20 protein-coding genes are annotated in these 24,953 nt (G+C 45.4%); 11 read left to right on the top strand and 9 right to left on the bottom strand.

The window, feature by feature from the left end:
* Positions 1–134: 134 nt before the first annotated feature.
* The 5 genes from BLR32_RS28095 (at position 135) to BLR32_RS28075 (ending at position 9,680) form a co-directional block, all read left to right on the top strand.
* Positions 135–3,329: a SusC/RagA family TonB-linked outer membrane protein gene (locus BLR32_RS28095; RefSeq protein ID WP_089836939.1), complete on the top strand. Its 3,195-nt coding sequence runs from the start codon at positions 135–137 to the stop codon at positions 3,327–3,329.
* A gap of 20 nt (positions 3,330–3,349) precedes the next feature.
* Complete coding sequence (locus BLR32_RS28090) at positions 3,350–4,993, top strand: RagB/SusD family nutrient uptake outer membrane protein (protein WP_089836937.1); 1,644 nt, start codon at positions 3,350–3,352, stop codon at positions 4,991–4,993.
* A gap of 17 nt (positions 4,994–5,010) precedes the next feature.
* Positions 5,011–6,270 carry a glycan-binding surface protein gene (locus BLR32_RS28085; protein WP_089836936.1) on the top strand — a complete coding sequence of 420 codons (1,260 nt, stop codon included), beginning with the start codon at positions 5,011–5,013 and terminating at the stop codon, positions 6,268–6,270.
* 93 nt (positions 6,271–6,363) lie between these two features.
* The gene (locus BLR32_RS28080; protein ID WP_089836934.1) at positions 6,364–8,106 is read left to right on the top strand and encodes an alpha-L-arabinofuranosidase; all 1,743 of its coding nucleotides are present in this window, start codon (positions 6,364–6,366) and stop codon (positions 8,104–8,106) included.
* Between the two features lie 107 nt (positions 8,107–8,213).
* Entirely contained in the window at positions 8,214–9,680 is a 1,467-nt protein-coding gene (locus tag BLR32_RS28075; protein WP_089836932.1) for an MFS transporter, read from the top strand.
* Position 9,681: 1 nt separating this feature from the next.
* On the opposite strand, the gene BLR32_RS28070 is transcribed toward BLR32_RS28075, so the two are convergent.
* A complete protein-coding gene (locus BLR32_RS28070; protein WP_089836929.1) occupies positions 9,682–10,149 on the bottom strand; it encodes a group II truncated hemoglobin in 468 nt (155 codons plus the stop codon).
* 15 nt (positions 10,150–10,164) lie between these two features.
* A complete protein-coding gene (locus BLR32_RS28065) occupies positions 10,165–10,569 on the bottom strand; it encodes an antibiotic biosynthesis monooxygenase family protein (RefSeq protein ID WP_218124266.1) in 405 nt (134 codons plus the stop codon).
* A gap of 92 nt (positions 10,570–10,661) precedes the next feature.
* On the opposite strand from BLR32_RS28065, the gene BLR32_RS28060 reads away from it, so the two are divergent.
* The 4 genes from BLR32_RS28060 to BLR32_RS28045 all read left to right on the top strand — a co-directional run bounded on the left by BLR32_RS28060 (position 10,662) and on the right by BLR32_RS28045 (position 18,952).
* On the top strand, positions 10,662–11,027 hold the full coding sequence (locus BLR32_RS28060; protein ID WP_089836928.1) for a winged helix-turn-helix transcriptional regulator: 366 nt from the start codon (positions 10,662–10,664) through the stop codon (positions 11,025–11,027).
* Between the two features lie 76 nt (positions 11,028–11,103).
* Entirely contained in the window at positions 11,104–13,539 is a 2,436-nt protein-coding gene (locus BLR32_RS28055; RefSeq protein WP_089836926.1) for a bifunctional YncE family protein/alkaline phosphatase family protein, read from the top strand.
* A gap of 422 nt (positions 13,540–13,961) precedes the next feature.
* Entirely contained in the window at positions 13,962–17,147 is a 3,186-nt protein-coding gene (locus BLR32_RS28050) for a SusC/RagA family TonB-linked outer membrane protein (protein ID WP_089836924.1), read from the top strand.
* A 23-nt stretch (positions 17,148–17,170) separates the two neighbouring features.
* Positions 17,171–18,952 carry a RagB/SusD family nutrient uptake outer membrane protein gene (locus tag BLR32_RS28045; protein WP_089836921.1) on the top strand — a complete coding sequence of 594 codons (1,782 nt, stop codon included), beginning with the start codon at positions 17,171–17,173 and terminating at the stop codon, positions 18,950–18,952.
* A 64-nt stretch (positions 18,953–19,016) separates the two neighbouring features.
* On the opposite strand, the gene BLR32_RS28040 is transcribed toward BLR32_RS28045, so the two are convergent.
* The 5 genes from BLR32_RS28040 to BLR32_RS28020 form a co-directional block, all read right to left on the bottom strand.
* Positions 19,017–19,547: a hypothetical protein gene (locus BLR32_RS28040; RefSeq protein ID WP_089836919.1), complete on the bottom strand. Its 531-nt coding sequence runs from the start codon at positions 19,545–19,547 to the stop codon at positions 19,017–19,019.
* Between the two features lie 19 nt (positions 19,548–19,566).
* Entirely contained in the window at positions 19,567–19,839 is a 273-nt protein-coding gene (locus tag BLR32_RS28035) for a hypothetical protein (protein ID WP_089836917.1), read from the bottom strand.
* A 127-nt stretch (positions 19,840–19,966) separates the two neighbouring features.
* Positions 19,967–20,701, bottom strand: a complete 735-nt coding sequence (locus tag BLR32_RS28030) for a hypothetical protein (protein WP_143011619.1) — start codon at positions 20,699–20,701, stop codon at positions 19,967–19,969.
* Between the two features lie 7 nt (positions 20,702–20,708).
* On the bottom strand, positions 20,709–21,410 hold the full coding sequence (locus BLR32_RS28025) for an LA_2272 family surface repeat-containing protein (RefSeq protein WP_089836914.1): 702 nt from the start codon (positions 21,408–21,410) through the stop codon (positions 20,709–20,711).
* A gap of 31 nt (positions 21,411–21,441) precedes the next feature.
* Complete coding sequence (locus BLR32_RS28020; RefSeq protein WP_143011618.1) at positions 21,442–22,101, bottom strand: LA_2272 family surface repeat-containing protein; 660 nt, start codon at positions 22,099–22,101, stop codon at positions 21,442–21,444.
* Positions 22,102–22,257: 156 nt separating this feature from the next.
* Here BLR32_RS28020 and BLR32_RS28015 point away from each other — a divergent pair, with 156 nt between their 5' ends.
* Together BLR32_RS28015 and BLR32_RS28010 are read left to right on the top strand one after the other, a co-directional pair.
* On the top strand, positions 22,258–22,482 hold the full coding sequence (locus BLR32_RS28015) for a DUF2798 domain-containing protein (protein WP_089836910.1): 225 nt from the start codon (positions 22,258–22,260) through the stop codon (positions 22,480–22,482).
* Between the two features lie 22 nt (positions 22,483–22,504).
* Positions 22,505–23,074, top strand: a complete 570-nt coding sequence (locus BLR32_RS28010; protein ID WP_089836908.1) for a Crp/Fnr family transcriptional regulator — start codon at positions 22,505–22,507, stop codon at positions 23,072–23,074.
* Between the two features lie 27 nt (positions 23,075–23,101).
* On the opposite strand, the gene BLR32_RS28005 is transcribed toward BLR32_RS28010, so the two are convergent.
* Positions 23,102–23,791, bottom strand: coding sequence for a hypothetical protein (locus BLR32_RS28005; RefSeq protein WP_176842455.1), 690 nt, complete (start codon positions 23,789–23,791; stop codon positions 23,102–23,104).
* 92 nt (positions 23,792–23,883) lie between these two features.
* Entirely contained in the window at positions 23,884–24,936 is a 1,053-nt protein-coding gene (locus tag BLR32_RS28000; RefSeq protein ID WP_089836906.1) for a hypothetical protein, read from the bottom strand.
* Positions 24,937–24,953 lie beyond the last annotated feature (17 nt).

Raw genomic sequence — 24,953 nt, 5'->3', positions numbered from 1 at the left:
ATAAACATTGTACAACCCTCTCTTTCTCTTGATAACGATACTTTTATCCTATCGTTATGAGGGACATCATGCCGTTATTTGACAAACCAAAATCAAAAGATCGCGCATTAATTTAAACACTTAATCTCCACGCTATGAAACAAGCCAGTATGACTGGAAGACCATACCTGATGGTATGGGTCATGGTCTTCTTTTGGGCTTTTAGTATGCCAGCCCGGGCACAGAATCAATCCGACGAAAGGACTGTTTCCGGCACAATCACTTCCAAAGAGACCGGGAACCCTGTTCCAGGCGCCTCTATTCTTGTTAAAGGGACAAAAAAAGGAACCACAACCGATGACAAAGGACATTTTACTATTAAGGCTGCTCCGGGCCAGGTAATTAGTATTGCCTCTATGGGATTTATGCCCCGGGAATTTAAAGTCGGCAACTCCGGTAATGTTAATGTCGACTTACAGGACGATTACCGCAAGCTGAATGATGTGGTCGTGGTCGGCTACGGTACAATGAAGAAAATAGACCAGAGCAGTGCCCAGGTATCTATTAGCTCCGCTGACGCGAACCGTACTATAAATACGACCATCGATCAGGCCATCCAGGGCCGTGCAGCTGGTGTGTATGTTACCCAGAACTCGGGGCAACCGGGTGGAGGGATCTCGGTGAATATCCGGGGTGTCAATACCCTGAGCGGCACCAACGAGCCCTTATATGTAATTGATGGAGTACAGATCCAGCCGTCTACTGTTTCTTATGGTAACACCAGTTCCGTAAATGCGCTGGCAGGTATCAATCCTGCAGACATTGCATCATTTGACATCCTGCAGGGACCTGCCGCTACCGCGGTATATGGTTCCCGTGCTACCAATGGCGTAGTGCTTATCACTACTAAACGGGGAAAGGCAGGCCAGGTGAAACTGTCTTATAATTATCTTTATACCCAGCAGGGCAAACCTGACGATATTAAGACCATGAGCCTGCAGCAGTTCGCGCAAATGAACAATGAAATTGCCGTGCTGCTGAACCGTACACCGACCCCCGAATTCCAGAACCCCAGTGTGCTCGGCCAGGGTACCAACTGGCAGGACGCGTTGTTCAAAACAGCTCCCCTGCAGAAACACCAGGTGACCATGAGCGGCGGCGCCACAAATACCACCTATTATATGTCAGGCGAATATTTTAACCAGGAAGGTGTGGCCATTGGGTCCAAATTTGACCGCTATTCCTTCCGCCTGAACCTGGACAACCAGGCATTCAAATGGTTAAAGCTGAGCACTTCCCTGAATTTCTACCAGACAAAGGAAAAACTGGCTTCCACCAGTGAGGACGTGGTAAGGAATGCCATTAACCTGGCGCCCAATATTGCGGTGAAAAATCCGGACGGCAGCTGGGGTGGAGCTACAACGAATGAATATGGCAGCAACGCAAAATATGCGCCGCTCAATCCCGTAGCCATCGCCAACCTGGTGAGCAATACTTATAAACGTACCGGCGGACTTGGAGGGGCAGCTGCAGATGTTAACATCATAAAAGGTCTGACCTTCCGCACCAGTTTCAATGGAAATTTTGAATATGCAGACGGCGCCAAATTCATTCCTACCTACCAATTAGGATATAACGTGAATGAAAAAGCCTCCCTGGCCATCAACAACGGCAGGAACTTTTACTGGAACCTGAATGAATTATTGCAGTACAACAGGGAAATAGGTAAACATAGTTTCGGAGTGATGGTCAGCCATGAAGCGCAGGCATGGAGCGGTCAGGGTTTCAACGCACAACGCGTCGGATTTGCGAGCAATGACATCCAGTCAATAAACCTCGGAGATGCATTAGGGCAAACTACCGGCAGTTATAAATATTCAGGCGCCCTGGAATCTTATCTGGGTCGCGTCAACTATACCTACGATAATAAATACATCCTGCAGCTGGCAGGAAGGGCAGACGGTTCTTCCAACTTTGGTATAGATAACAGATGGGGATATTTCCCTTCCGTGTCTGTTGCCTGGCGACTAACCGGCGAAAACTTCATGAAGGCGCTGCCTTTTATCAATGAACTGAAGATCCGCGCGGAAATTGGTACTACCGGTAACAACGGTAGCGGAGGCGCACAGTACTCTTCCCTGAGTGCCGTTACTACTCCATGGGGAGCAGGCTTCCGCACCGGGCAGTATGGTAATGCGGCCCTCAAATGGGAATCTACCGAAACAAAGAACATAGGCTTTAACCTGAGCATATTAAAAGACAGGATACAGCTGGAAGGCGACTACTATATCAAGAAAACAAATAACCTGCTCATGCCTAACCCGCTACCTGCCTATATGGGTACGCAGGGTGAAGGAGCGATCAATCCTCCGATAGTAAATATCGGCGCGATGCAGAACAAAGGATTCGGTATCACATTGAATACAGTGAATATCGATAACAAAGCCGGTTTCACCTGGAGGACTAACTTCAATATCTCATCCTTCAAAACCAAGATCACCAAGTTCTATTCTGATGCCGCCTTCCTGTCAAGGTCTGCCTGGTACATGAATAACTTCACCTCCCGCTCTGCAATAGGTCTCGCGCCATGGCAGTTCTATGGTTATATTTCAGATGGCCTGTTCCAGTCTGTAGATGACATCAACAGCAGTGCTGTACCGGCGCAATCAGACGGTACGCGCTTACCGGTATCAAAAGACGGTGGTGTATGGGTTGGCGATGTGAAATATAAAGACCTCAATGGCGATAAGATCATTGATTCACGCGACCAGACCTATATTGGCAATCCATGGCCTAAACTGACCTTCGGATTGACCAACACCTTTGCATATAAAGGATTTGACCTGAGCATACTGGTGACCGGTACGCAGGGCAATGATATCTTCAACTACCTGCGTTTCGAAAATACCAATCCTAACAACATCAACCTGGGAAGGAACCTCTTACAGGAAACATTTGGATATGCACGTGTCACCGAAGAAGGCGGTAAAACCACACTGCAGAATCCAGGTACTACCGTGCCAAGGATCGTAGGTAATGATGTGAATGGTAATGGCAACCGTTTCACTAATCTCTTTGTAGAGGATGGTTCCTATATCAGGATCAAAAATGTACAATTGGGCTACACGCTTCCAAACTCTCTTATCAGACACCAGTCTGTTGTAAGGAACATCCGGTTGTCTGCAGGTGTTCAGAATCTTGCCACTTTCACAAAATATAAAGGATACGATCCCGAAGTAGGTGCCTACCTGGGAAAAGAAGTGCAGTTGAACAGTCAGCTGATAGGTGTGGACGCCGGACGCTATCCTTTAACCAGGTTATATTCTGCCAGTGTCGCTGTTGATTTTTAATGAGCCTTTAAACTAACACCATGAAAAAGAGAAACTATAATAAATACTTCATCACGTTGATATGCCTGATAACATTATCAGCCTGCAGCAAGGATTTTCTGAACAGACCTCCTGAAGATGCGATCGTTGATGTGAACTTCTATAAATCGTCTGACCAGGTGCTGGCAGGTACCGCGCCATTGTACAACATCGTATGGTTTGCCTACAATGATAAAGCATCGCACGGCATTGGAGATGGCAGGGCCGGTGTGCTCATGTCAGGATCTTACCAGGTACAAAATATCCGGATGCAGACAACAGACGTAACGCCGGAAGTGTACAGCTCCTGGACTGCCTTCTTCAACGTTGTAGCACAGTCCAATATGGTTATCAGCAATCTCACAAAATATACTGCCTCCAGCGTACCTGAATCCGTTAAACAGGCGGGTATTGCAGAAGGCCGTTTTATGAGGGGGGTAGCCTATTCGTACCTGGTGCAGAACTGGGGTCCTGTTCCCATCATTGTTGATAATAATGTACTGCTGACCGATACTTCCATCACCAGGAATACAGTTGAATCTGTATGGGAGTTCATTATCCGTGACATCCGTTTTGCTGCGCAGAATCTGCCTGCTACACCACTACAGAAGGGCCGTTTAACCAAATGGGCCGCAGAAGGCATGCTGGCTAAGGCATTCCTCACACGCGCCGGTATTTCAGGTTCCCGCAACCAGTCAGACCTTGACAGTGCTGCCTGGTATGCTAATGATGTGATCATGAACAGCGGCGCATCTTTAATGAGCAATTATGAAGACCTATTCCTGATGAAGAACAACAATAATCCGGAAAGCCTGTTCGCCCTGCAATGGAAATACGATGGGGACTGGGGAACGCAGAACAGCGTACAGGCATTTCTGGCTTATGGTTCTGAAATAACAGGCTTCGGAGATGGATGGGGTGGCGATCTTGGTGCATCACTTGACCAGCTGAAGTTGTACAGGACAGACGATAAACGCCGCAAAGGTACATTCATGTTCCCGGGTGATCACTATTCCTACATACATCAGTCAGTAGACGATCCTAATAATCCTGGTAAGAAGATCATACAGGAACTGCAGGTGCCCTGGAACACTGTTGGCTCTGAAAGATATAACAGCAGGGCCTGGGTAAAAAAGTATGTGGTAGGCCGTCCTGAAGACAATGATGGTAAAGTTACACAACAGCATACGGAGATCAACACCTATATGCTTCGCCTGGCAGACGTATACCTGATATATGCGGAAGCAGTACTCGGTAATTCACCATCTACCAGCGATGCCAAGGCGCTCCAGTATTTTAATGCTATACGTACAAGAGCCGGCGTACCGGCAAAGACCAGCATCACCTGGGATGATATCTACGTGGAAAGAAGGCTGGAACTGGCGATGGAAGGACAGGCATGGTATGATATCGTGAGACTGCATTACTATGATCCTGCAAAAGCGATCACTATGCTGAACAACCAGGACAGGGGTACTTACAGGATCGTTGCCAATGCAGCCACCAATGCTACTTCCTGGACTGTTACCTCAGATACGCCGGCGTTCTACCCGGTAACGGAAAGCAACTTCCTGCTGCCCTACCCTGCCGCGGAAATGACAGCTGCGCCTAACCTGAGAAAACCACCGGTGCCGTACAAGTTTTAACTAAAAAAGAAAACGTTATGACTCACTATATATCAGCCACTATCAGAAATATGAAATGGATACTCTTCTTCATCCTGCCAGTGGCGCTTTCCCTGTTCGTATCCTGTTCGAAAGATGAGAGCCACACAGGAATGCCTATTGTCAGCAGCGTCACCCTGCTGGATTCTACCAAACAGGATAGCGCCTTTGTAAGGGCCTTACCCGGTACACTTATTCTGATCACCGGTCAGAACCTGGGCGGCATAACCCGGGTGGAATTCAACGGACAAAGCGCATATTTTAATCAGACTTACAATACGGATACACACCTGATCATTACCATACCTGGTAATGCACCAACAGAAGCAACAGATCCAAAGGTGCCCAATACGATCCATATCGTGACCACTCATGGTGAAACATCCTACTCTTTTGTAGTAGATATTCCACCACCTTCCATTGCGGTTATTTCGAACGAAAATGCGCTGCCTGGAGATTCCCTGATCATTTACGGCTCCAGCTTATGGCTGATTGACAAGATCGTTCTGCCCGGCGGCAGAGAGATCACAGCATTTGCTGCCAATGAAGCAGGTACCCGGGTTGGCCTCATTATGCCAGACCTGGGCTCAGATACCGGCAGATTGGTGATCCATGCAAAATATGGTACTACCATGTCTGACGGTCCGTTGAATGACCATGAGAGCGGTGATGTAATCAGCAACCTGACCAATGCCGGCGAAACAGGAGAAAATCCGGTATTCAACTGGGGATGGTGGGGCGCTAACAGAACAAACGATGCTACACTGTTCCCCGGCACAAGGGGTAGCTACCTGCAGAATATCTTCGGTGGTGTTGGTGCTAACGATGGTGCATGGTGGAATGGCAACCGCTCCGGCAATTTTTCAGATATAACAAACATGTTCACCGCAGCTATCATGACACAGCAGGCATCCAACTATGTATTGAAGTTTGAAATCAACACCAAGGAGCCCTGGACAGCCGGTATCAATCTGATCCGCTTCGGTGACAATTATGCATACCGCTTCATGCCCTGGTCAGGAGCTCCTGACAGCAAATTTGATACAGAAGATAAATGGAGAACCGTTACCATCAATTTAGCAGCCTTTAAAGCAGCAGCAGACGGAAAAGAAGGTACAGGCGCAGGCGCTGTAACCATGGGAGATCTGCTAAAGCCTGGCGGTGTGGTAACATTTGGTTATCGTTTCATAACAGAAGATGCTCCTGTAGACGTGTATAATGCTGCATACGACAATTTCAGAATTATTAAGATAAGATAGAAGACGTTAGTTAGTTACCGGGAAAAGATCAGGTCTGCAGAAGCAATTCTGTGGGCCTGTCTTAAAAATGTATCACTAAATAAAATTTTGCGGATGAAGAGAATATCAGCTATCTGTTCGGTATATATGTTACTGACGATAGCAACCGCCTGCAGCAAGAACGGCAATGAGAAATATAACAATGAAAGCAATGGCAGTGATACAACGAAGGAAGTCGTTAAGCCTGAGGATCCTTCAGTGGCAGCCAGCATTGGGCTTTTCATGGATACGTGGACACCAAAGAATTTCACAGCACCATTTTATACCGAAGTGGCGCCACCGACATCAACGGAATATACAGTGAATGTAGATGCTTCTGTGGTATTGACAAAGATCTCTCCGGCATTATTTGGCAATAATAGCAATCCCTACATGAGCCAGATAGTGACAGAGCCGGCACTGATGCAGCACATCACAAATCTGCATCCCCGCATTATCAGGTTCCCCGGCGGCAATATCAGCAGTGTTTATTTCTGGAACAGGCAGCCCGGCAATCCGCCTGCTGACGCACCTGCCAAGGTGCTGAATGCGGATGGATATCAGACAGATCCCGGGTACTGGTATGGTGGTAATACTGTCGGCTGGACATTGTCTGTCGAGAACTACTATAATATGTTACAGACCACAGGTAATGAAGGGATCATCACGGTCAACTACGGCTACGCAAGATATGGCACCAGTGCCGACCCTGTTGCTGCTGCTGCTCACCTGGCTGCAGACTGGGTAAGGTATGACAACGGTCGGACCAAGTACTGGGAAATAGGCAATGAAAGCAATGGTACCTGGCAGACAGGCTACAGGATAGACGTATCGCAGAACAAAGATGGTCAGCCGGAGTACGTTAGCGGAGAACTGTATGGCCGTCATTATAAAGTGTTTGCAGACTCTATGCGTAAAGCGGCGGCTGAAAAGGGTAAAACAATCTATATCGGTGCACAGATGCTGGAACATGAACCGGCATTCTGGGCAAACAATGTTGATAAACAATGGAACGCTGGTGTACTGCAACAGGCGGGCGCTGCTGCGGACTACTTTATCGTACACAGCTATTATACACCGTATAACACCAATTCTAATCCGCAGGAGGTGCTTGCCTCTGCCACTACTGTTACCAAGGCGATAAGTGATTATTTATCTACTACTATCGCCGGCAGCGGTACTACCATGAAACCTATTGCGCTGACAGAGTGGAACATCTTTGCCGTGGGTTCACAGCAAATGGTATCGCAGGTAGCAGGTATGCATGCAGTAATGGTGTGGGGTGAGCTGATGAAGAACAAGTTTGGCATGGCCAGTCGCTGGGACCTTGCCAACGCTTGGGAGAACGGAAATGATATGGGACTTTTCAGCCAGGGAGAGGCTGCTTCCGGCGAAACAAAATGGGCGCCGAGACCAGCATTCTATTACCAGTATTTCCTGCAGAAATTCCTGGGCGACAGATGTATCAATGCAACGGTATCTGACAGCAGTGCCAATATCAATGCATATGCATCCACCTTCACTTCGGGAGAAGTGTCGGTAACACTGGTCAACCGGGCGGGCACTACACAGAACGTAGCGCTTTCCTTTAAGAACTTCAACGCGGGCGCCCGTTTCTACTGGTATGTATTAAACGGTGGAGAAGGCAGCACAGGCTTTTCCCGCAAGGTATTTATAAATGGCGCAGGACCTTCAGGTGTTGCAGGTGGTCCTGAGGGATACACCACACTAAAGGCATATGCCGCCAGTACCGGCAATGGCGTAAAGATCGCATTGCCGCCGATGTCTGTCGTCAATTTGGTTGTGGATAAAAAATAGGCATACCAAAAGCCGGTATCGTGTCAACGATGCCGGCCTTTTCTGTAATACCGCGGGAATGAAATTTGTAATAAACGCTGGAACTTGAAAACACTAACAGCGGCCTTATGAATTTAAAACCGAAAGAAGTACTAACAGAGAGTGAAGTCCGGCGGGGAATGAATGTAGTGATATGGGACGGGCTTGCTTCTGAAATGATGACTACTTTTACCGGTAGCGCCTTCCTCGTGGCAATGGCTTTGCTGATGGGCGCGAACAATGTTCAGATCGGGATACTGGCTGCATTGCCAACATTTACAAATATATTTCAACTCATCTCAATATGGCTGGTCCGCAAGTTTAACAACAGGCGGGCCATTGCAGTTTTCTGTGCCTTTCTGGCGAGGTTTCCCCTGGTATGTATTGGCGCCAGCGCCTTGTTCTTTTCCGGCAGTTCTATCAGCATCCTTATTTTCTTTCTTTTCTTTTATTACCTGTTTGGATCTATTGCCGGCCCTGCCTGGAACTCGTGGATGAAAGACCTCATCCCTGAAAGTATGCTGGGCGGGTACTTCTCCCGGCGCAGCCGTTACAACCAGATACTGGATGTGGTATTCAGTATTGTGTTGGCCGGGCTGCTGGATTTTGTCAAAAGCAGGTTTCCTGAATATGAATTGCGGGTATATGCCATTTTCTTTATCATTGCGGGAATTGTCGGTACCATAGGAGGTTATGTATTGTCGTTTGCACCCGAACCGCAATCATACCTTTCCAATGCAAATATCCTTTCACTTTTTAAGCAACCTTTAAGAGACAAAAATTTCCGCAGATTGCTGACATTTAACTCCGCCTGGGTATTCGCACTGAACATCGCCACTCCTTTCTTTACGGTATTTATGATGAAAGCGATGGGACTACCCATCTCATATATCATCATTCTTTCCATCATCAGTCAGCTGTCGAGTATTATGACCATACGTGTGTGGGGAACATTTGCCGACAGATATAGCAACAAAACCATTATAGCACTCAGCGCCCCCATATATATCGTTTGTATCCTGGCCTGGTGTTTTATAGGCATATACTCTAATCTGTATATTAACCTGGTGCTGCTGGCAGGCATTCATATGTTCACCGGCATTTCCACAGCAGGTATCAACCTTTCACTCACCAATATTGGTCTGAAACTGGCCCCCAGGGAAGACGCCATTGTGTATCTGTCAGTCAAGAATATCATCACTGCTTTTTTCTCTTCTATGGGCCCGCTGGTGGGCGGTATACTGGCAGACTATTTCGCCAGCAGAAGTCTGCTGATCACGGCACAATGGAGCTCCCCCGGGTTGACCAAAGTGGGCAAGCTGTTTTCTTTACATCAATGGAACTTCCTGTTCCTGATAGGCGCCATGTTGGCTTTACTATCAATGGAACTCCTGGCTCATGTAAATGAAGTGGGTGAAGTTGATAAAGATGTAGTGAAAAAGGTCATGCGCAAAAGCATCAAAAGGGATCTCAAGGAGTATTTCCTGATAGGCAACATTATCAGCTGGCATGAACAGCTACGTACAATTATCAAACTGAAGAAGAGAAACGTCTGACTTATGGCTGATAAGGCCCGCCGGGAACTCCCCACCCCCATTTAGGCATTGGTTCGTCTGTATTGATAGCCGGATCGTCCAGATTGGAGTTGATCACCGCCAGGCGGGTGCCCCATTCCAGGTATGCCATGAAAGCAGATCTGAATTCAGGATCATCTGGCAGTCCCAGTTCATCGGCAGTCTCCAGCAGGAGCTTTAACCATTGCTTACGGTGCTGTTCGGTCAGGTGTTTGCCGATATGTTTTTGTATCATGCGGAAATGGCTTCCTTCATTGGTACTGTAAAAAGCAGGACCGCCGAATACCTCCGCAATAAAATGGGCAACATGCAGCTGATGTTCTTTGGACATATGCCTGAACACAGGTTCCAGCAGTTCGTCCTGAAGTACTTTAGCGTAAAAACGGTCTGTCAGTTTCTCAAATACAGGCATTCCTCCAGCCCATTCATAAAGTGTGGGTACATTACTCATATAGGTCGTTACTTATTATCTTTTCCAGTTTACCAGTGGTGGATGATAATGTTTCATCTCAGCGATATTACTATAAAATGGTTTAACGAGCTGAAAAAATCCGGTAAACTGTTCACTTTTGCGGAACTTTTGCAGATGATCTTCTTCTGATGTCCAGTAGATGGTTACGATGTAATGGTCCGGCTCATCACTTCCCTTGATAATTTGATAGCCTTTACAGTAAGGAGATGCTTCTAATAATTTTCCGGCGTCAAGATAAGCTTTCTCAAAAGCGGCATAGTTTGATGCGGGAATGTTGTACCTGATAATTTCAACACTGTAGTCTTTGTTGTCTTCCATATTTTTTTGCTTAGTTTGTGCAAAGGATTGACCTGTTATAAACAGGATAAAAACGGCAATAACGAGAGATAGCTTTTTCATGGCTTCAAGTTGCCACATTTTAGCGGTTCCGGCAATAACTTACCAAAAAGTAAGCCCGGCAACAGCTGTTTTATCATCTAATTTTATACCCTATGATCAAACTAAATAATAAAACGTATACCTGTCCGGTTGATGTGACATTGAGCTTTATTGGCGGCAAATGGAAGATACTGATCCTCTCCCATCTCAACATTTTCAGCGACAGGGGATTCAGTGAGATAAGAGACAACCTCCCGGGCATATCAGAAAAGATGCTGGTACAGCAACTTAAAGAACTGGAAAGAGATCAGCTCATTGAAAAGAAGGTGCTTTCCTTAAAGCCTTACCGGGTGCAGTATAACATTACGCCAACGGGTAAGTCCTTATCTCCCTTGTTTGAGTTTCTGAGCGAGTATGGCATTAATTACCTCAAAGAGCATGGTATAGACTACATCAAGGATCAACAACTATATAAATAAATAGTCAAAGGATAACAGTAACTTAACATATCGCCATATCGATTTTTGCAAACTTGCCGGTTTATAATTGGAAACTATGAGGAATATTGTTGCTATTCTTATTGCATTGTTGTACACAACTATTGGCTTCGCTCAAACGGCTGCACAGCTGGAAGCAAGCGTTGTTCACTTACCCAATGGGTGGTCGCTGACGCCTGTGGGAGAGCATTTACAACTGGGAGATCTTCCCCTGAACATTGCCGTGTCTTCTTCGAAGAAATACATGGCTGTTACCAACAACGGACAAAGCGTTCAGAGCATACAGCTCATTGACGTAAAATCTCAACAGGTAACAGATGCTGTGGTGATCCCTAAAAGCTGGTTCGGACTGAAGTTCAGCGCAGACGGGAAGAACCTGTATGCTTCCGGCGGGAATGATAACCGCATCCTGCAGTATGCGGTAGAACAAGGTAAGCTGTTGTTAAAAGATAGTATTATCCTCGGACCGAAATGGCCAACAAAGATCTCACCTTCCGGTATAGAGATAGATGATAGCAGAAAGTTAATGTATGTGCTGACAAAGGAAAATAACTCTCTTTACATCATAGATCTTGCTACGAAGAATATCATCAAACAATTACCGCTCGGCGGAGAAGGATATAACTGTTTATTATCTGCTGATAAAAAGCTGTTGTATATCACCTGCTGGGGATGTGATAAGGTGCTGCTATTTGATACCAAACAACAATCCTTCAATGGAGAGATCAAAGTGGGTGACAATCCCAATGATCTTTGTATATCTAAGAATGGCAAATACCTCTATGTTGCCAATGCGAATGACAACTCTGTTTCAGTGATAGACCTGCGCAAAAATGCCGTCATAGAAACACTAAATACGGCGCTTTACCCTGATGCGCCTAACGGTTCCACTACAAATGGTCTGGCGCTGAGCGAGAACGGAAAAACAATCTATATCGCCAATGCCGACAACAACTGCCTTTCTGTATTTGATGTCAGTACTCCGGGCGCCAGCAAGAGCAAAGGATTTATTCCTGTGGGATGGTATCCTACCAATGTAAAAGTGATCGGGAAGAAGATATATGTAGCCAACGGTAAAGGTTTCTCATCCATGGCGAATCCCTTTGGTCCTAACCCGATGCGGAAAAAGGAAGATGTGGAATACCAGGCAGGAGATAAGAACCGGCCTAAGGAAGTACAGTATATCGCAGGACTGTTCAAAGGCACGATGAGTATTATCACCGAGCCAACAGAACAGCAGCTGACAGTCTACTCACAGCAGGTATATAAGAATACCCCTTATACCAAAGAGAAGGAGCGTGTTACCGCAGGTGAAGCAGGTAATCCGATTCCTATGAAAACAGGCGCCTCCTCTCCTATCAAATACGTGTTTTATGTCATTAAGGAAAACCGTACGTACGACCAGGTACTGGGTGATATGAAAGAAGGTAATGGTGATTCCAGCCTGGTACTTTTCGGTGAGCATATCACTCCCAATCTGCACAAGATCGCAAGGGAATTTGTACTGCTGGACAACTTCTATGTTGATGCCGAAGTGAGTGCGGATGGCCATAACTGGAGTATGGCAGGTTATGCAACTGATTACCTGGAGAAAACATGGCCTACCAGCTATGGCGGCCGTGGTGGTTCTTACGACTCCGAAGGTAACCGGGCTATTGCCAATGCACCTAAAGGGTTTATCTGGGACCATTGTCAACGTGCAGGTATCAGTTACCGTACCTATGGAGAATTTGCTGATAATTCAAGGCCTAATATCCCGGTACTGAAAGATCATTATTGTCCCTACTATACCGGCTGGGATATGAACACATACGATACCACCCGTTTTTATCAATGGAGAAGAGAATTTGATTCCCTGCTGGCGATTGGCCAGGTGCCCCGTTTTAACACCGTACGTATGGGAAATGACCATACCGAAGGACTACGTAAGGGCAAGCTTTCTCCGCTTGCACATGTGGCAGATAACGACCTTGCTGTAGGCTTGTTCATCGAACACCTCAGCAAAAGCGCTATCTGGCAGGAAAGCGCTGTTTTCGTGATTGAAGATGATGCACAGAATGGTGCAGATCATGTGGACGCGCACCGCAGCACGGCCTATGTAGCGGGAGGTTTTGTAAAGCAGGGATATGTGGATCACACAATGTATTCGACTACCTCCATGCTCCGTACGATGGAACTCATACTGGGTATACCACCGATGAGCCAATATGATGCCGCCGCTACTCCTATGTGGAATTGTTTTGCTGCGGATGCCCGTCATGCATCATTCCAGTCAGTACCTGCGCAGGTAGATCTCAGGGAAAAGAATGTTGCTGTAAATGAATGGCAACGCCGTTCCGAACATTTTGATCTCTCCAAAGAAGATAATGTGCCCGACCTGGAATTCAATACTGTATTGTGGAGTGGATTGAAAGGCACTCCTTTCCCGGCGCCTAAAAGAGCCGCTTTTGTGAATCTGGTAAAGAAAGAAGGCGACGATGATGATGATGATTGATGCCAGCCGGCAACTATCCAATTAAATAGTATACACAACGAACTGATAAGGGCATCTTATACTGTAAAAATGCAGACAGTCCAGGATGCCTTTATCAATTTTTTTTGCTTAATTTTATATTGTTACATTGACACTATTATCCGGTTTAACCTGTTAAAGATATCAATGACCCGGCAAGGAAAAACCCACTAGATCAGTTACGACCCAATATTCTGTATGTAAACAAGCTACCGGATATTCAATACCAGTTATTATCGTTCATCAACCAAAGAAAACATTGTTATGACCTAAGTATTACTACACAACACATTCCATGTTATGCAGGTAAAGCCCTATCTGTACACTTCCTGACCTGAAAAACAACGTGCCGGGTACGGCTCAGGGCACCGGTATGTATTCTTCCATCGTTTAATGAAAAACATATGAAACCAAACAAATGGGGCGCCCCTCTGTGCAAGGGTCTGTCCTCACTCCTGTTGCTGCTATTGCTGATCTGCAACCGGATACCGGCCTATGCTTGGTATGCGCCTGCCACCCATTCTTTTCAGCAGGCTGCCGCACTAAAAGGCATTGTCAGAAACACAAAAGGGGAATTCCTGGCTGGTGTAACGATCAAAATAAAAGGCAGTGCAAGCGGTACGGTATCTAAAGAAGACGGTACTTTTCAACTGCAGGTACCCGAACCTGATAAAGCCATCCTGGAGATCAGTTATATGGGGTATCAGTCGCAGGAAATTGCGCTGGGAGGCCGTAAAACGCTGGAGATCACACTGGCAGAAAGCGCCAGCGGATTGAATGAAGTACTGGTAATCGGATACGGTACACAGAAGAAAGTATCTTCCACTGCAGCCATATCATCAGTGGGCGGTAAAGAACTGGCTAAATCAACCGTACCTAATATCTCCAACTCACTGGCGGGAAGAGTAGCGGGCGTCAGTATGCGACCAAATGGTGGTAGGCCGGGAGCGGATAATCCTGACATCCACATCAGGGGTATCGCTACTACCGGCAATAACGGGGCACTCATTGTAGTGGATGGTATTATCCGCAACAACATCAACGAAATACCTGCCAGCTCCATCGCTTCTGTAACAGTTCTGAAAGACGCAGCAGCGGTAGCGCCTTATGGTTTAGGTGGCGCGAACGGTGTATTACTTATCACCACGAAGAAAGGGGCAGCCGGCCAGCCGCAGTTGTCGCTCAACGCCTATTACGGTGTACAGACGCCCACTTACTATCCTGAGATGCTGAATGCACAGGATTATATGCGCCTGCACAATGAGGCCTATCTGAATGAGAATCCCACCGGTACGCAGTTACCGTATGCCCAGACCCTGATAGATCAGTATGCGGAGCTCAATGCGAAAGATCCTGACAGGTACCCTATCAGCAATACCAAAGATCTTGTACGTATGCATGCTCCTATGCAGAACTACAACCTCCAACTGAGTGGTGGTGCTTCTGCCGTAAAATATTTCGTATCACTGGGCTACCTGAACCAGGCGGGTATGTTTGATCCTGTTAAATATCAACGGTACGACTATGCCGTCAACCTGGACATACAGGCTACCAAAACCACTACGGTGAACGTTTCCCTGCTCGGCGCTTTCCAGCAGACCCGTACTGTAGATGCAGCCACTACTGTGAATATACTCTTCCGCAGTGGCTATAAATTCATCCCTATCGCTAATCTACGTTATAGTAATGGTTTGTGGGGAGAATTTGCTGGTAACTCTCCTATTGGTATCCTAAAGGCGGGGTATCAGCGGGATAATAAGAGCACTATGCTGTCGACCATCGCGGTGAACCAGGACCTGCCCTTTATACCCGGCTTAAGCATCAAAGGTAGTTTCAGCTTTGACCCTATGCAAACGACCCGTAAAGGATGGCATACACCGTTCTATTTCTATTCCCAGAACCTCTCTACGACACCCTATACTTATACAAAGCAGGTATCCACCTCTGAGGGCAATGCAGCCTCTTATACCTGGCTGCAACAGGAGTATGCCCAGCAACGGACATTTACCTACCAGGGTTACCTGAATTACAAGCGCAGCTTCGGTAAACATGATATTACCGGCCTGGTGGTGGCAGAAGCACGCGACAGCGATTCCAGCGCCTTTTCTGCCCGCAGGAACAATTTCGGCGTAAGCATCGATGAACTCAGTATGGGCAGTTCCAATAAGAACGATTTTGATAATAGCGGGTCTTCCTCCACCGGTAGTCAGATCGGATTCGTATACCGCGTGGGTTATAGCTATGCCAACAAATACCTGGTAGAAGCATCAGGACGTTATGATGGTCACTACTATTTTGCACCCGGCAAACGCTGGGGGTATTTTCCTGCCGTATCTCTTGGCTGGGTATTGTCGGGCGAAAACTTCATGCACAAGCTGCCGTTTATCAACTATCTGAAGCTAAGAGGATCATGGGGTAAATCAGGTAACCTGGCAGGCAGCGCCTTCCAGTATTTACAGGGATATTCATTGTATGGCAATGCCTATGCCTGGGGCAATGGCACGATGGTACAGGGATCTTTTGTACCCCGCGAAGCTAACAGGAACATCACCTGGGAGATCTCTACCAAAACGGATATCGGTTTTGAAGCCTCCTTATGGAACGGGTTGCTGGATCTTGAGGTAGATTATTTCCGGGAAAGAAGGACTGGTATGCTGCTCCCTCCTGCTGTTACCATACCGATCGAATATGGCCTCAGTCTCTCGGACGAGAACGAAGGCATCATGCAAAACCATGGGATAGAAATTACTGCCGGTACCAATCATCAGTTTGCCAATGGCCTCCGCGTAGGCATCAGTGGTAATTTCAGTTATGCCCGCAATAAGATGCTGCAGATCTTTGAGACTTCCGCTACGCGCAATAACCCTAACAGGAGCCGTACGGGCAGGGCATTAGGCACGCCATTCGGTTATCATGCACTTGGGTTGTTCAGCACTGCTGATGATAAAAATAATGATGGAGTAATCAATCCTGCGGATGGTTATAACGTAATACAGTTCGGTAACCTGCATCCGGGTGACATTAAGTATGCAGACCTTAGCGGTCCTGATGGCAAACCGGATGGGAAGATTGATGCCAATGACGAGATCCATACGGGTTATCCCACCTATCCATTGATCACTTATGGATTCACGCCAACAGCTTCCTGGAAAGGGCTGGACCTTAGTTTATTCTTCCAGGGATCTGCTATGTCGAGCTTTAATATAGCGGGCTTCCAGACCATTCCTTTCAATAACAACAACAGTAATTCTGCATACGAATATTATAACAACCGCTGGACGCCTGATCATCAGGATGCGAAGTATCCAAGGGCTAACCAGTCTCCTTATGCTAATAATACACAGACATCTGATTTCTGGATGGCGAGTACCTCATTACTCCGCCTGAAAACAGCGGTGCTGGGTTATACCCTGCCATCACAATTAACACAGCGCTGGAAGATGCAGTCCGTGCGGGTATATGTATCAGGGCAAAACGTATTCACCATCAGTAAAATGAATTTCATGGATCCTGAAGTAGGTTATACTGATGGCGAAGTAGCCTATCCCAATCAGAAAGTGTATGTGGCTGGATTGAATGTAACTTTTTAGATCACGCTTTAAGAGGACTTACTATGAAACGTATAATATATTGCATGCTGTTCATCATATTGCTACCGCTTTTCTCCTGTACGAAAGACTTCCTGGAGAATACGGACAAAACACAACTGACGGATGAACTACAGTGGTCGTCAGAAGGCAATGCCGACATTTTTCTGAATGACATCTATAGCGATCTGCCCAATTACTGGAATCAACCGGAGAACCTCGACAATTTCACGGATGATAATGATGCGGGTTTCTATTACACTTCCTACAACTGGAAGCAGGGCATTGTATCTCCTGCGGGCACGGATTATACGGTGTGGGGCGGTATTACAGGATCAGGCGATCTTACTAACTGGCCCGCTACTTTTATAGCGATCCGGAAATGTAATACCTTCATGGCGAAGGTGCAGGCCTATGCCACCAATTTCTCTGAAACATGGCGGAAGAAGCGCCTGGACGAAGCGCGCTTCCTGCGGGCATTCTTTTACAGTGAGCTGTGGATGCATCTTGGCGGACTTCCTATTATCACTGGTGTACCTGATCGTAGCAACAACGATAGCAGCCAGCTCTATTATCCGCGCAGCACATTTGCCGAGACGGTGGATTTCATTACCAGTGATCTGGACACAGTTGTGCGTAACGGCAATCTGGCAGTTAAATATAACCATGGCGATGCTGATGCTGGTCATGCTACACTAGGCGCTGCACTGGCTTTAAAAGGCTGGATACAATTATATGCTGCCAGTCCTGCGTTCAATGCAGCACAAGCTGCGGCAGGCGCCGATCCGCATCATGTAGCGGGTTATGGTCAGTTTGATGCAAACAGGTGGGCTGTTGCTGCTGCTACACTCAAACAGTTTATCGATCAATACGGCAACGGGCATCCTTATGGATTGTTTTCCGATCTCTCAGCATTGTGGTATGAGGCCAATGAATACAACAGTGAAGTACTGTGGGACCGGCAGGTAGTAGCAGTTACCATGGGATCTTCCTTTGAACAATATGGTGGTCCCGTATGGATCAATGGCGCTTATTATACCTGGGGTAATTACAATCCTACACAGGAGCTGGTAGATCAGTTCAGGATGGCCAATGGTAAGCGTATTGAAGACCCAACATCAGGTTATAATCCCCAAAATCCTTATGTAGGAAGAGAGCCCAGGTTCTATCAATGGATCGTGTATGATGGCGCTCCGTATAAGATGACATGGATGGATAAACAGGATACTATCTATACGCGTATCGATAAGGTACGTCCATCGAAGAACCAGATCGATTTCGGTACGGATGATGTAAGCAATACAGGCTATTATTTCAAGAAAAGGCTGAATCCATTGGTAAGACCAGGCGGAGGTACTATCAGCGGCGCAAACTTCATCTACTACCGCTATACGGAGATCCTGCTGGGATATGCAGAAGCACAGAATGAGGCTGTAGGACCTGATGCAAGTGTATATGACGCCATCAACCAGGTGCGTGCAAGAGGCGGCCTTCCTGCCTTGCCGGCATCACTCAGCAAGGATGAGATGCGTACTGCTATTTACCAGGAACGCCGGGTGGAATTGTGTTTTGAGAACAAACGTTTCTATGATCTCATCCGCTGGAAAACAGCAGAACAGGTGCTGATCCACGACCGGCATGGGATGAAGATCACGAACAGTATTCCGGAAAACAATAGCGGCGTATGGAAGTATGAGCCAGTGCTCTTAAACCATCCGCATGTGTTCGTTCCGAAGATGTATCTGAATCCGATACCACAGGATGTGATAGACCGCAATCCGCGGATCACGCAGAATCCGGGGTATTAGTATAATAAAGAGGGCGCGTCAAGCGAATGATGACGTGCCCTCTTTTGTTCTATATAAAACAATATTATCGTTTATTACCCAGGCCGGCGATTAATGTAAGCGCGGCTACCAGGTTGCCATCTTTTGTGACAATACCATCATAGTTTCTTCCGAAGGAAAAGGTCAGTTTCTGGTTTCTGAAGATAGAATAGTCTGCACTGAATATCAATCTCCAGGAAGGATCGATGGTGTTGGAAGATAATACACTGCGATACACGGCTTCAACGCTACAGTTAAATCGTCCGCCATTCGGGGAATAGACTGCTCTGGCACCTCCATCGAGTGTAGAGATACTTCCCATTTTGTTCAACTCGTTGTCTTTAGCGAAGATCTTTTCCGGATTATGGAGAAAGCGAACCAGCCCTAATATGGCAAGGCCTTGTTTTCCGGTGTACCCCATTGTTGTCCAGATGCCTGCATTATGTACGCGGGAATTGTTGAATTGCTTGTTTAAGAATTCACTGCTTATTCCTCCGGCCAGTTCCCAGGAAAAGCCGCTACGGGCGCCATCGAAAGATGCTGCCGCTCTTTGTAAATTTTCAGCATTAGCCTGCATGGCCTCTGCAGTCTCGTTATCAGCTCAAGCGGATGATCATCTCCGTAAAATTTGACAATTCGGAAGTATCAGTGATAGTTGTAGTGATGAATAAGACCTTATTATTCAATTCTCTGTTCGTTCCTAAAGGAGTTTCTGACAGGGAACCCTCGTGGTCTGTGGGGTCTTCCTGATCAATTGCAATCAGGCTGCTGGCTGTCTGCCCAACATCGCCAATAATAATTTCCAGTGAAACATCTTTATCTGTATCACTCACCAGATAAAGGGTGTCAAGCGTGGTTTGATCTGCCATAGTTTTGGGGCTTATGGGGTTCAGATAACTAAAGCAGTTACTTGATCAAAGATGGCAGATTTGAGCTGGATTGAAAATACCAACTAGTTTGTATTTTTTATTGAAGGCTAAAACATATTCATCTTTATTATTTCCCGAAATGCATGTTGATAAAGGGCAGCCTTCTGAATCCCCTGGGGTTATTTAACGCTATATTGTATAAACCTATTTGTACGCCCTTTAACCGGGAAGTTCTGTTAATGCCACCAATAGCAAGTCCTTTATGTAAAATGGACAGATTACACGCAGCAACTGTCATCCCTCTTACTTCACCAATGTTTGCTATAAATAGAGACAACGCAACCCCATTGACGACATTCTGCGCAGAATCTCTAATATATCTGTTATCCGATAAGAAAGCACTAATTGCCAGTCCGTTCACAATATCGGTCATCATACCCCCCATAACACCTACTCCATTCAGCCTGGTTCCTCCACCCATAACAGCCGCCAGCATTATTCCGTTCTGGCGCTCTGCAGCATTCATAAAACCTCCAATGGAAAGACCATTATTCTGAGCCTGCATTTTACCGACAATACCAATTGAGATACCATTACTCGTTCTATTATCATCCTCGTCCAGATCCAGCAAAGTAAGATCGAATCCATTTAATGTTCTGACCTTTTTGTTCATCAGGTTAAATCTGAGACCGGTATAAACAGTTGAATTACCGAAACAGATACCTGCCTTTTTGAATCCAATGCTAAAATATTTTGCTTGTAGTGAATCAGTTTCAGCGCAAGCCAATATAGGAAAGAACACTATAAAAAAGACGGTTAAAGAAGTGGACATTGGTATAGGTATGGGTTTATCTTTTAACAAATTTATATTATTTCCCGAAATGCATGTTGATAAAGGGTAGTCGTCTTAATCCTCTGGGATTGTTTAACGCCACATTGTATAGTCCTATTTGTACGCCCTTTAAACGGGTACTCCTGTTGATGGCACCGATAGCAAGTCCTTTATGGGCGCGGGAATGGTTATATAAGGAAATAGCCAGTCCATTAATCTTACCAACATCTATTCTGAAAACAGACACCGCCATTCCATTGATAAGGCTTCGCGCTGAATCCCCGAGATGTCTGTCCAATAACAGAGTATTAATCACCATCCCATTCAATGTATCGGTGATCAGAACGCTCCCTATTCCTATTCCGTTCAACCTACCCACGCCACTGATAACAGGCCCCACCATTATTCCGTTCTCACGATCAGCAGCATTAAAGATCCCTCCAATGGAAAGACCATTATTCCGATACTGCGTTTTAGCGACAATACCAACTGAAATACCATTACTTCTTCCATCCTGGTCATCGTCAAGCAATGTTAAATCGAGTCCATTTAATGTTCTGATCCTTTTGTTCATCAGATTAAATCTGAAACCGGTATAGGCGGGAGAGTTACCGAAACAGATACCTGCCTTTTTTAATCCAAGACTGAAATATCCTGATGGTAATGTGTCAGTTTCAGCGAATGAAAGAATTGGGAACAGTACTACAAAAAGAAGGGTTAAGAAAGTGGACCTGGGCATAATTATAGGTTTATCTTTTGTCAAATCTATATTACTTTCCAAAATGCATATTAATCAGCGGTAAGCGCCTGAATCCCCTGGGGTTATTTAGTGCAACATTGTAAAACCCGATTTGTATACCTTTCAATCGTTTGGTATTGTTATAAGCACCGATAGCAAGTCCTCTATGCCTGTCGGAAAAATTCTCCAAAGAAACAGCTAATCCATTCATCGTCCCGGTTATCGTCCCACCAACAGCTAAGGCCACGCCATTGATAGCGCCTAATGAATCCATTCTGCCTACTTCCCCTGCTCCTATGGCAAATCCGTTCACCGTATCGCATGCAAAAAGTATCCCTGCTCCTACGCCGTTAAGCCTGTTGCCTACGTTATACAAAAGTCCCAGCATTATTCCATTCTCACGATTTACAGCGTTCAAAAGTCCACCTATTGCAAGACCATTATTCCGCTCCTGCGTATTAGCGCCAATAGCAAGTGAAATACCGTTAGATGTTCCCTTGCGTTCCTCGTTGACCAACGCAAGATCGAACCCATTTAATCTGCTGACATTTTTGTTCAGCCCATTAAATCTAAAACCAGTAAATACAGGTGAATTACCGAAACAAAGACCTGCCTTTCTCGATCCAAGGCTTAAATATTTTGCTGGTAATGAATCAGTTTCAGCGAATGCCAGCATAGGGAACAGTACCATAAAAAGAATGGTTAAGAAAGTGGGCCTGGGCATAGTTATAGGTTTAGTATCAAACTTAGCCCTTTTAATGGGAAATTCAAATTTTTTGACTTAGATCAAATCTTAACGTTCAAGGCTAATGCAACTTTGCAGTGTTATAATTTTAAAAAAACAACAATGAAACAGAAACATTTCAAGTACATCAACACACTCTTTGTAGTAATCCCTATGACGCTGATCATGGCATTTGTAGGACTGATCCGTAACTATGGTTTTGGTGAAGACTGGTTCATCAAATTCCTGAAAGCCTGGAGCATTATGGTTCCTGTTGCTTATATGGCAGCCTTCATTATTATTCCCAATGCACGTAAATTAGCGGAAAGGGTCACGGCAAAATCGTAATTTGAGCAGGAAATACGATTGCATGCACGAACAACTGGCTAATTATATCAAAGAAAAGATCAAGGTCAGTGAAGAGGAATTAACGACTATCCTCTCTTACTACAAGCCATTGAAGCCCAAAAAAAATGAGCTCCTGTTAACACAGGGACAAACCAGCCAACGATCTTATTTCGTTGGCAAAGGTTGTTTGAGAATATACTTTATCAATGAAGACGGACAGGACGCCACACGCTATATTGCATTTGAAAACCAGTTTGCTACAGCATTGATGAGTTTCACTACTGGTGAACCTTCTGAAGAATTTATCCAGGCCGTGGAAGCCAGTGAACTACTCTATATCAGTCATAAAGATTTTTTTCATCTACTGGATATTATACCACAGTGGGAAAAGTTCTACCGGAGTTATTTAGAACATGCTTATGTCACTAATACCAGGCGTTTAATGTCTTTTCTTACATTAGATGCCGTGGAGCGTTATCGGCAATTACTTGAGAAAAGCCCCGACATTGTAAAAAGATTGCCGAATAAAATGGTGGCTTCTTATCTTAATATTTCACAGGAGACGTTGAGTCGTTTGAAGTCCAGAGTCTGATAGCTGCGTTGGATAGCTATTCTGAGTTCATGCTGTGGCTTTCGCTGAGGTGGACAATGTCGGAGTATACTTTTTTATATTCCATTTAACAAAGTCGGTTTCTGTTCTTGGAACGAAAAAACCTTTTATACCATTCAAGTTTCTGATGCAGATCTGGATATGATTTTTTTCAAGGATGCCCGCTCCTGCAAACGCAGGACCGCCTTCGGTAAATACTCCTCTTACGGTATCAAACATTTTAATATCTGTGAAACCTCTACTCTCCATATCAGATTTATAGCTGTTTGTTATTTCAGCATGCATATATTCAATGACCGCACAGTCGAGTTCACGGAGGAGAAGGTCCTGATGTGGATCCCTTGGTAGATCTTTATTGACGGGTAACTGCTGATTTAACTGCGCATACGCTGCTTCCATAGAGTTATAATATGGATTAAGCAAATTAATATATTTTGAATCTAAAAAATCGCAGCAATAGCCAAGACTTATAATGGCACCAACAACTGATGGCTCTTTTATAAGGCCTCTCTCAAACTTGGCATTTGCCCATTGAATGGCTCTGTCAATATTATTTTCCCAGAAATAAAAGCCGTGGCCTAACCAGTCATATGGCTTTTCGCTGATTTTTATAGCTTGGGGATCATTCACTAATTCATCACGTGTGGTTTTATCACAACCGTGGAAACCTATTACAAGGTTTGGGCGAACATCATACATGAAAAGATTGCTTACCTTTTTGTAGCATTCTTTACTGCTTGCATGCCAGGGTACATGTATAGTCAAACAGATTGACCAAAGGTCGTCCCAATCTAATCCACATAATAAAACTTCTTTATACTCGTCTCCTCCATCTTCCCCCCTTCCACTACCCTATAACTAATAGTAAACTCCAGCTGCGACTTTTCATTATACTCATTACGGAAAAACATAGCCCCTACCGTCTCCCGGCTATGCGGCTCTATATACTTAACCTCAGTCACATACCCATTGTCATCATATTTCTCAATAGTACAGCTTTGTGCATCAAACGTAGCAGTCTCCGCATACCTTTTATCATAGGTCGGAATAGCCCACTCCATGCCCCTCTCTCTCAACGTATCATGCAGCGCTGCCAGGTCATAGTAGCCAATCATATGCTCGATAGCTGAAACAGACGCCTCTTTTTTAGTCAGCACATTACCCTGACGGATAGTTTCCTCTTTTCTGTACAGCACCATTTTACCATCATATCTGCCATAATACTCGGTTTTCTCCACTTCCTTCTCCGCATTATAGAGGAACTTCTTCTGCGAAGCCATATACTGCGTATCCTTATACTTGCCAAATCGCTGCTCTTCCAACAATACCTCGGTATTCCCATATACATAAATGATCTGCTCAGAAAACTGACCGTTACTAACAGTAAGTATTGATTGCAGCATACCATTGTGATAAGTGTAAGTCGTTTTCAGCACGGTACCATCCTCAGCTATCCTTGTTTCTGAAGCCTTTACCCCATTCTGATAAGTATAAGTCAAAGACTCCTTCGTACCATATTGGATGTTGTGATAATACTCGGCTACCAGCAAACCATTCTCAAACTTATATTCACGGGTAGTAGATGCTTCTTCTACAGTATGCCAGTTATTTGTATGCAGTATCGTATGCCCTTTGTCTTTAAACGCAGCATAGCTTTTTGTTTCATGCCCATATTTTACTATACGGTAGTTCTCTCCTGTATATTCATAGACACTCAGGAAACCATGTTCTCCAGAGCTCTTTGCAGATTCCAGTATTCCGGTTATCTGCTTTTTGTCGTTGTAGAATATTTCCTTTGTATTACTGGAGTGCTCATCGCGGTAAACTTCTTTGAAGACGCGCATAGGTATATATGTTATTA

Origin of the sequence: Chitinophaga filiformis (assembly GCF_900102545.1) — a bacterium.
GTDB classification, from domain to species: Bacteria; Bacteroidota; Bacteroidia; order Chitinophagales; family Chitinophagaceae; genus Chitinophaga; species Chitinophaga filiformis.
The sequence above is the reverse complement of the archived record's forward strand: the minus strand, read 5'-3'. Positions and strand labels throughout refer to the sequence as shown.

Excerpts from the sequence above, each read along its gene's own strand:
- BLR32_RS28095 (WP_089836939.1), top strand. The coding sequence starts at position 135 with ATGAAACAAGCCAGTATGACTGGAAGACCATACCTGATGGTATGGGTC.
- BLR32_RS28090 (WP_089836937.1), top strand. The coding sequence starts at position 3,350 with ATGAAAAAGAGAAACTATAATAAATACTTCATCACGTTGATATGCCTG.
- BLR32_RS28085 (WP_089836936.1), top strand. The coding sequence starts at position 5,011 with ATGACTCACTATATATCAGCCACTATCAGAAATATGAAATGGATACTC.
- BLR32_RS28080 (WP_089836934.1), top strand. The coding sequence starts at position 6,364 with ATGAAGAGAATATCAGCTATCTGTTCGGTATATATGTTACTGACGATA.
- BLR32_RS28075 (WP_089836932.1), top strand. The coding sequence starts at position 8,214 with ATGAATTTAAAACCGAAAGAAGTACTAACAGAGAGTGAAGTCCGGCGG.
- BLR32_RS28070 (WP_089836929.1), bottom strand. The coding sequence starts at position 10,149 with ATGAGTAATGTACCCACACTTTATGAATGGGCTGGAGGAATGCCTGTA.
- BLR32_RS28065 (WP_218124266.1), bottom strand. The coding sequence starts at position 10,569 with ATGAAAAAGCTATCTCTCGTTATTGCCGTTTTTATCCTGTTTATAACA.
- BLR32_RS28060 (WP_089836928.1), top strand. The coding sequence starts at position 10,662 with ATGATCAAACTAAATAATAAAACGTATACCTGTCCGGTTGATGTGACA.
- BLR32_RS28055 (WP_089836926.1), top strand. The coding sequence starts at position 11,104 with ATGAGGAATATTGTTGCTATTCTTATTGCATTGTTGTACACAACTATT.
- BLR32_RS28050 (WP_089836924.1), top strand. The coding sequence starts at position 13,962 with ATGAAACCAAACAAATGGGGCGCCCCTCTGTGCAAGGGTCTGTCCTCA.
- BLR32_RS28045 (WP_089836921.1), top strand. The coding sequence starts at position 17,171 with ATGAAACGTATAATATATTGCATGCTGTTCATCATATTGCTACCGCTT.
- BLR32_RS28040 (WP_089836919.1), bottom strand. The coding sequence starts at position 19,547 with ATGCAGGCTAATGCTGAAAATTTACAAAGAGCGGCAGCATCTTTCGAT.
- BLR32_RS28035 (WP_089836917.1), bottom strand. The coding sequence starts at position 19,839 with ATGGCAGATCAAACCACGCTTGACACCCTTTATCTGGTGAGTGATACA.
- BLR32_RS28025 (WP_089836914.1), bottom strand. The coding sequence starts at position 21,410 with ATGCCCAGGTCCACTTTCTTAACCCTTCTTTTTGTAGTACTGTTCCCA.
- BLR32_RS28020 (WP_143011618.1), bottom strand. The coding sequence starts at position 22,101 with ATGGTACTGTTCCCTATGCTGGCATTCGCTGAAACTGATTCATTACCA.
- BLR32_RS28015 (WP_089836910.1), top strand. The coding sequence starts at position 22,258 with ATGAAACAGAAACATTTCAAGTACATCAACACACTCTTTGTAGTAATC.
- BLR32_RS28010 (WP_089836908.1), top strand. The coding sequence starts at position 22,505 with ATGCACGAACAACTGGCTAATTATATCAAAGAAAAGATCAAGGTCAGT.
- BLR32_RS28005 (WP_176842455.1), bottom strand. The coding sequence starts at position 23,791 with ATGTATGATGTTCGCCCAAACCTTGTAATAGGTTTCCACGGTTGTGAT.
- BLR32_RS28000 (WP_089836906.1), bottom strand. The coding sequence starts at position 24,936 with ATGCGCGTCTTCAAAGAAGTTTACCGCGATGAGCACTCCAGTAATACA.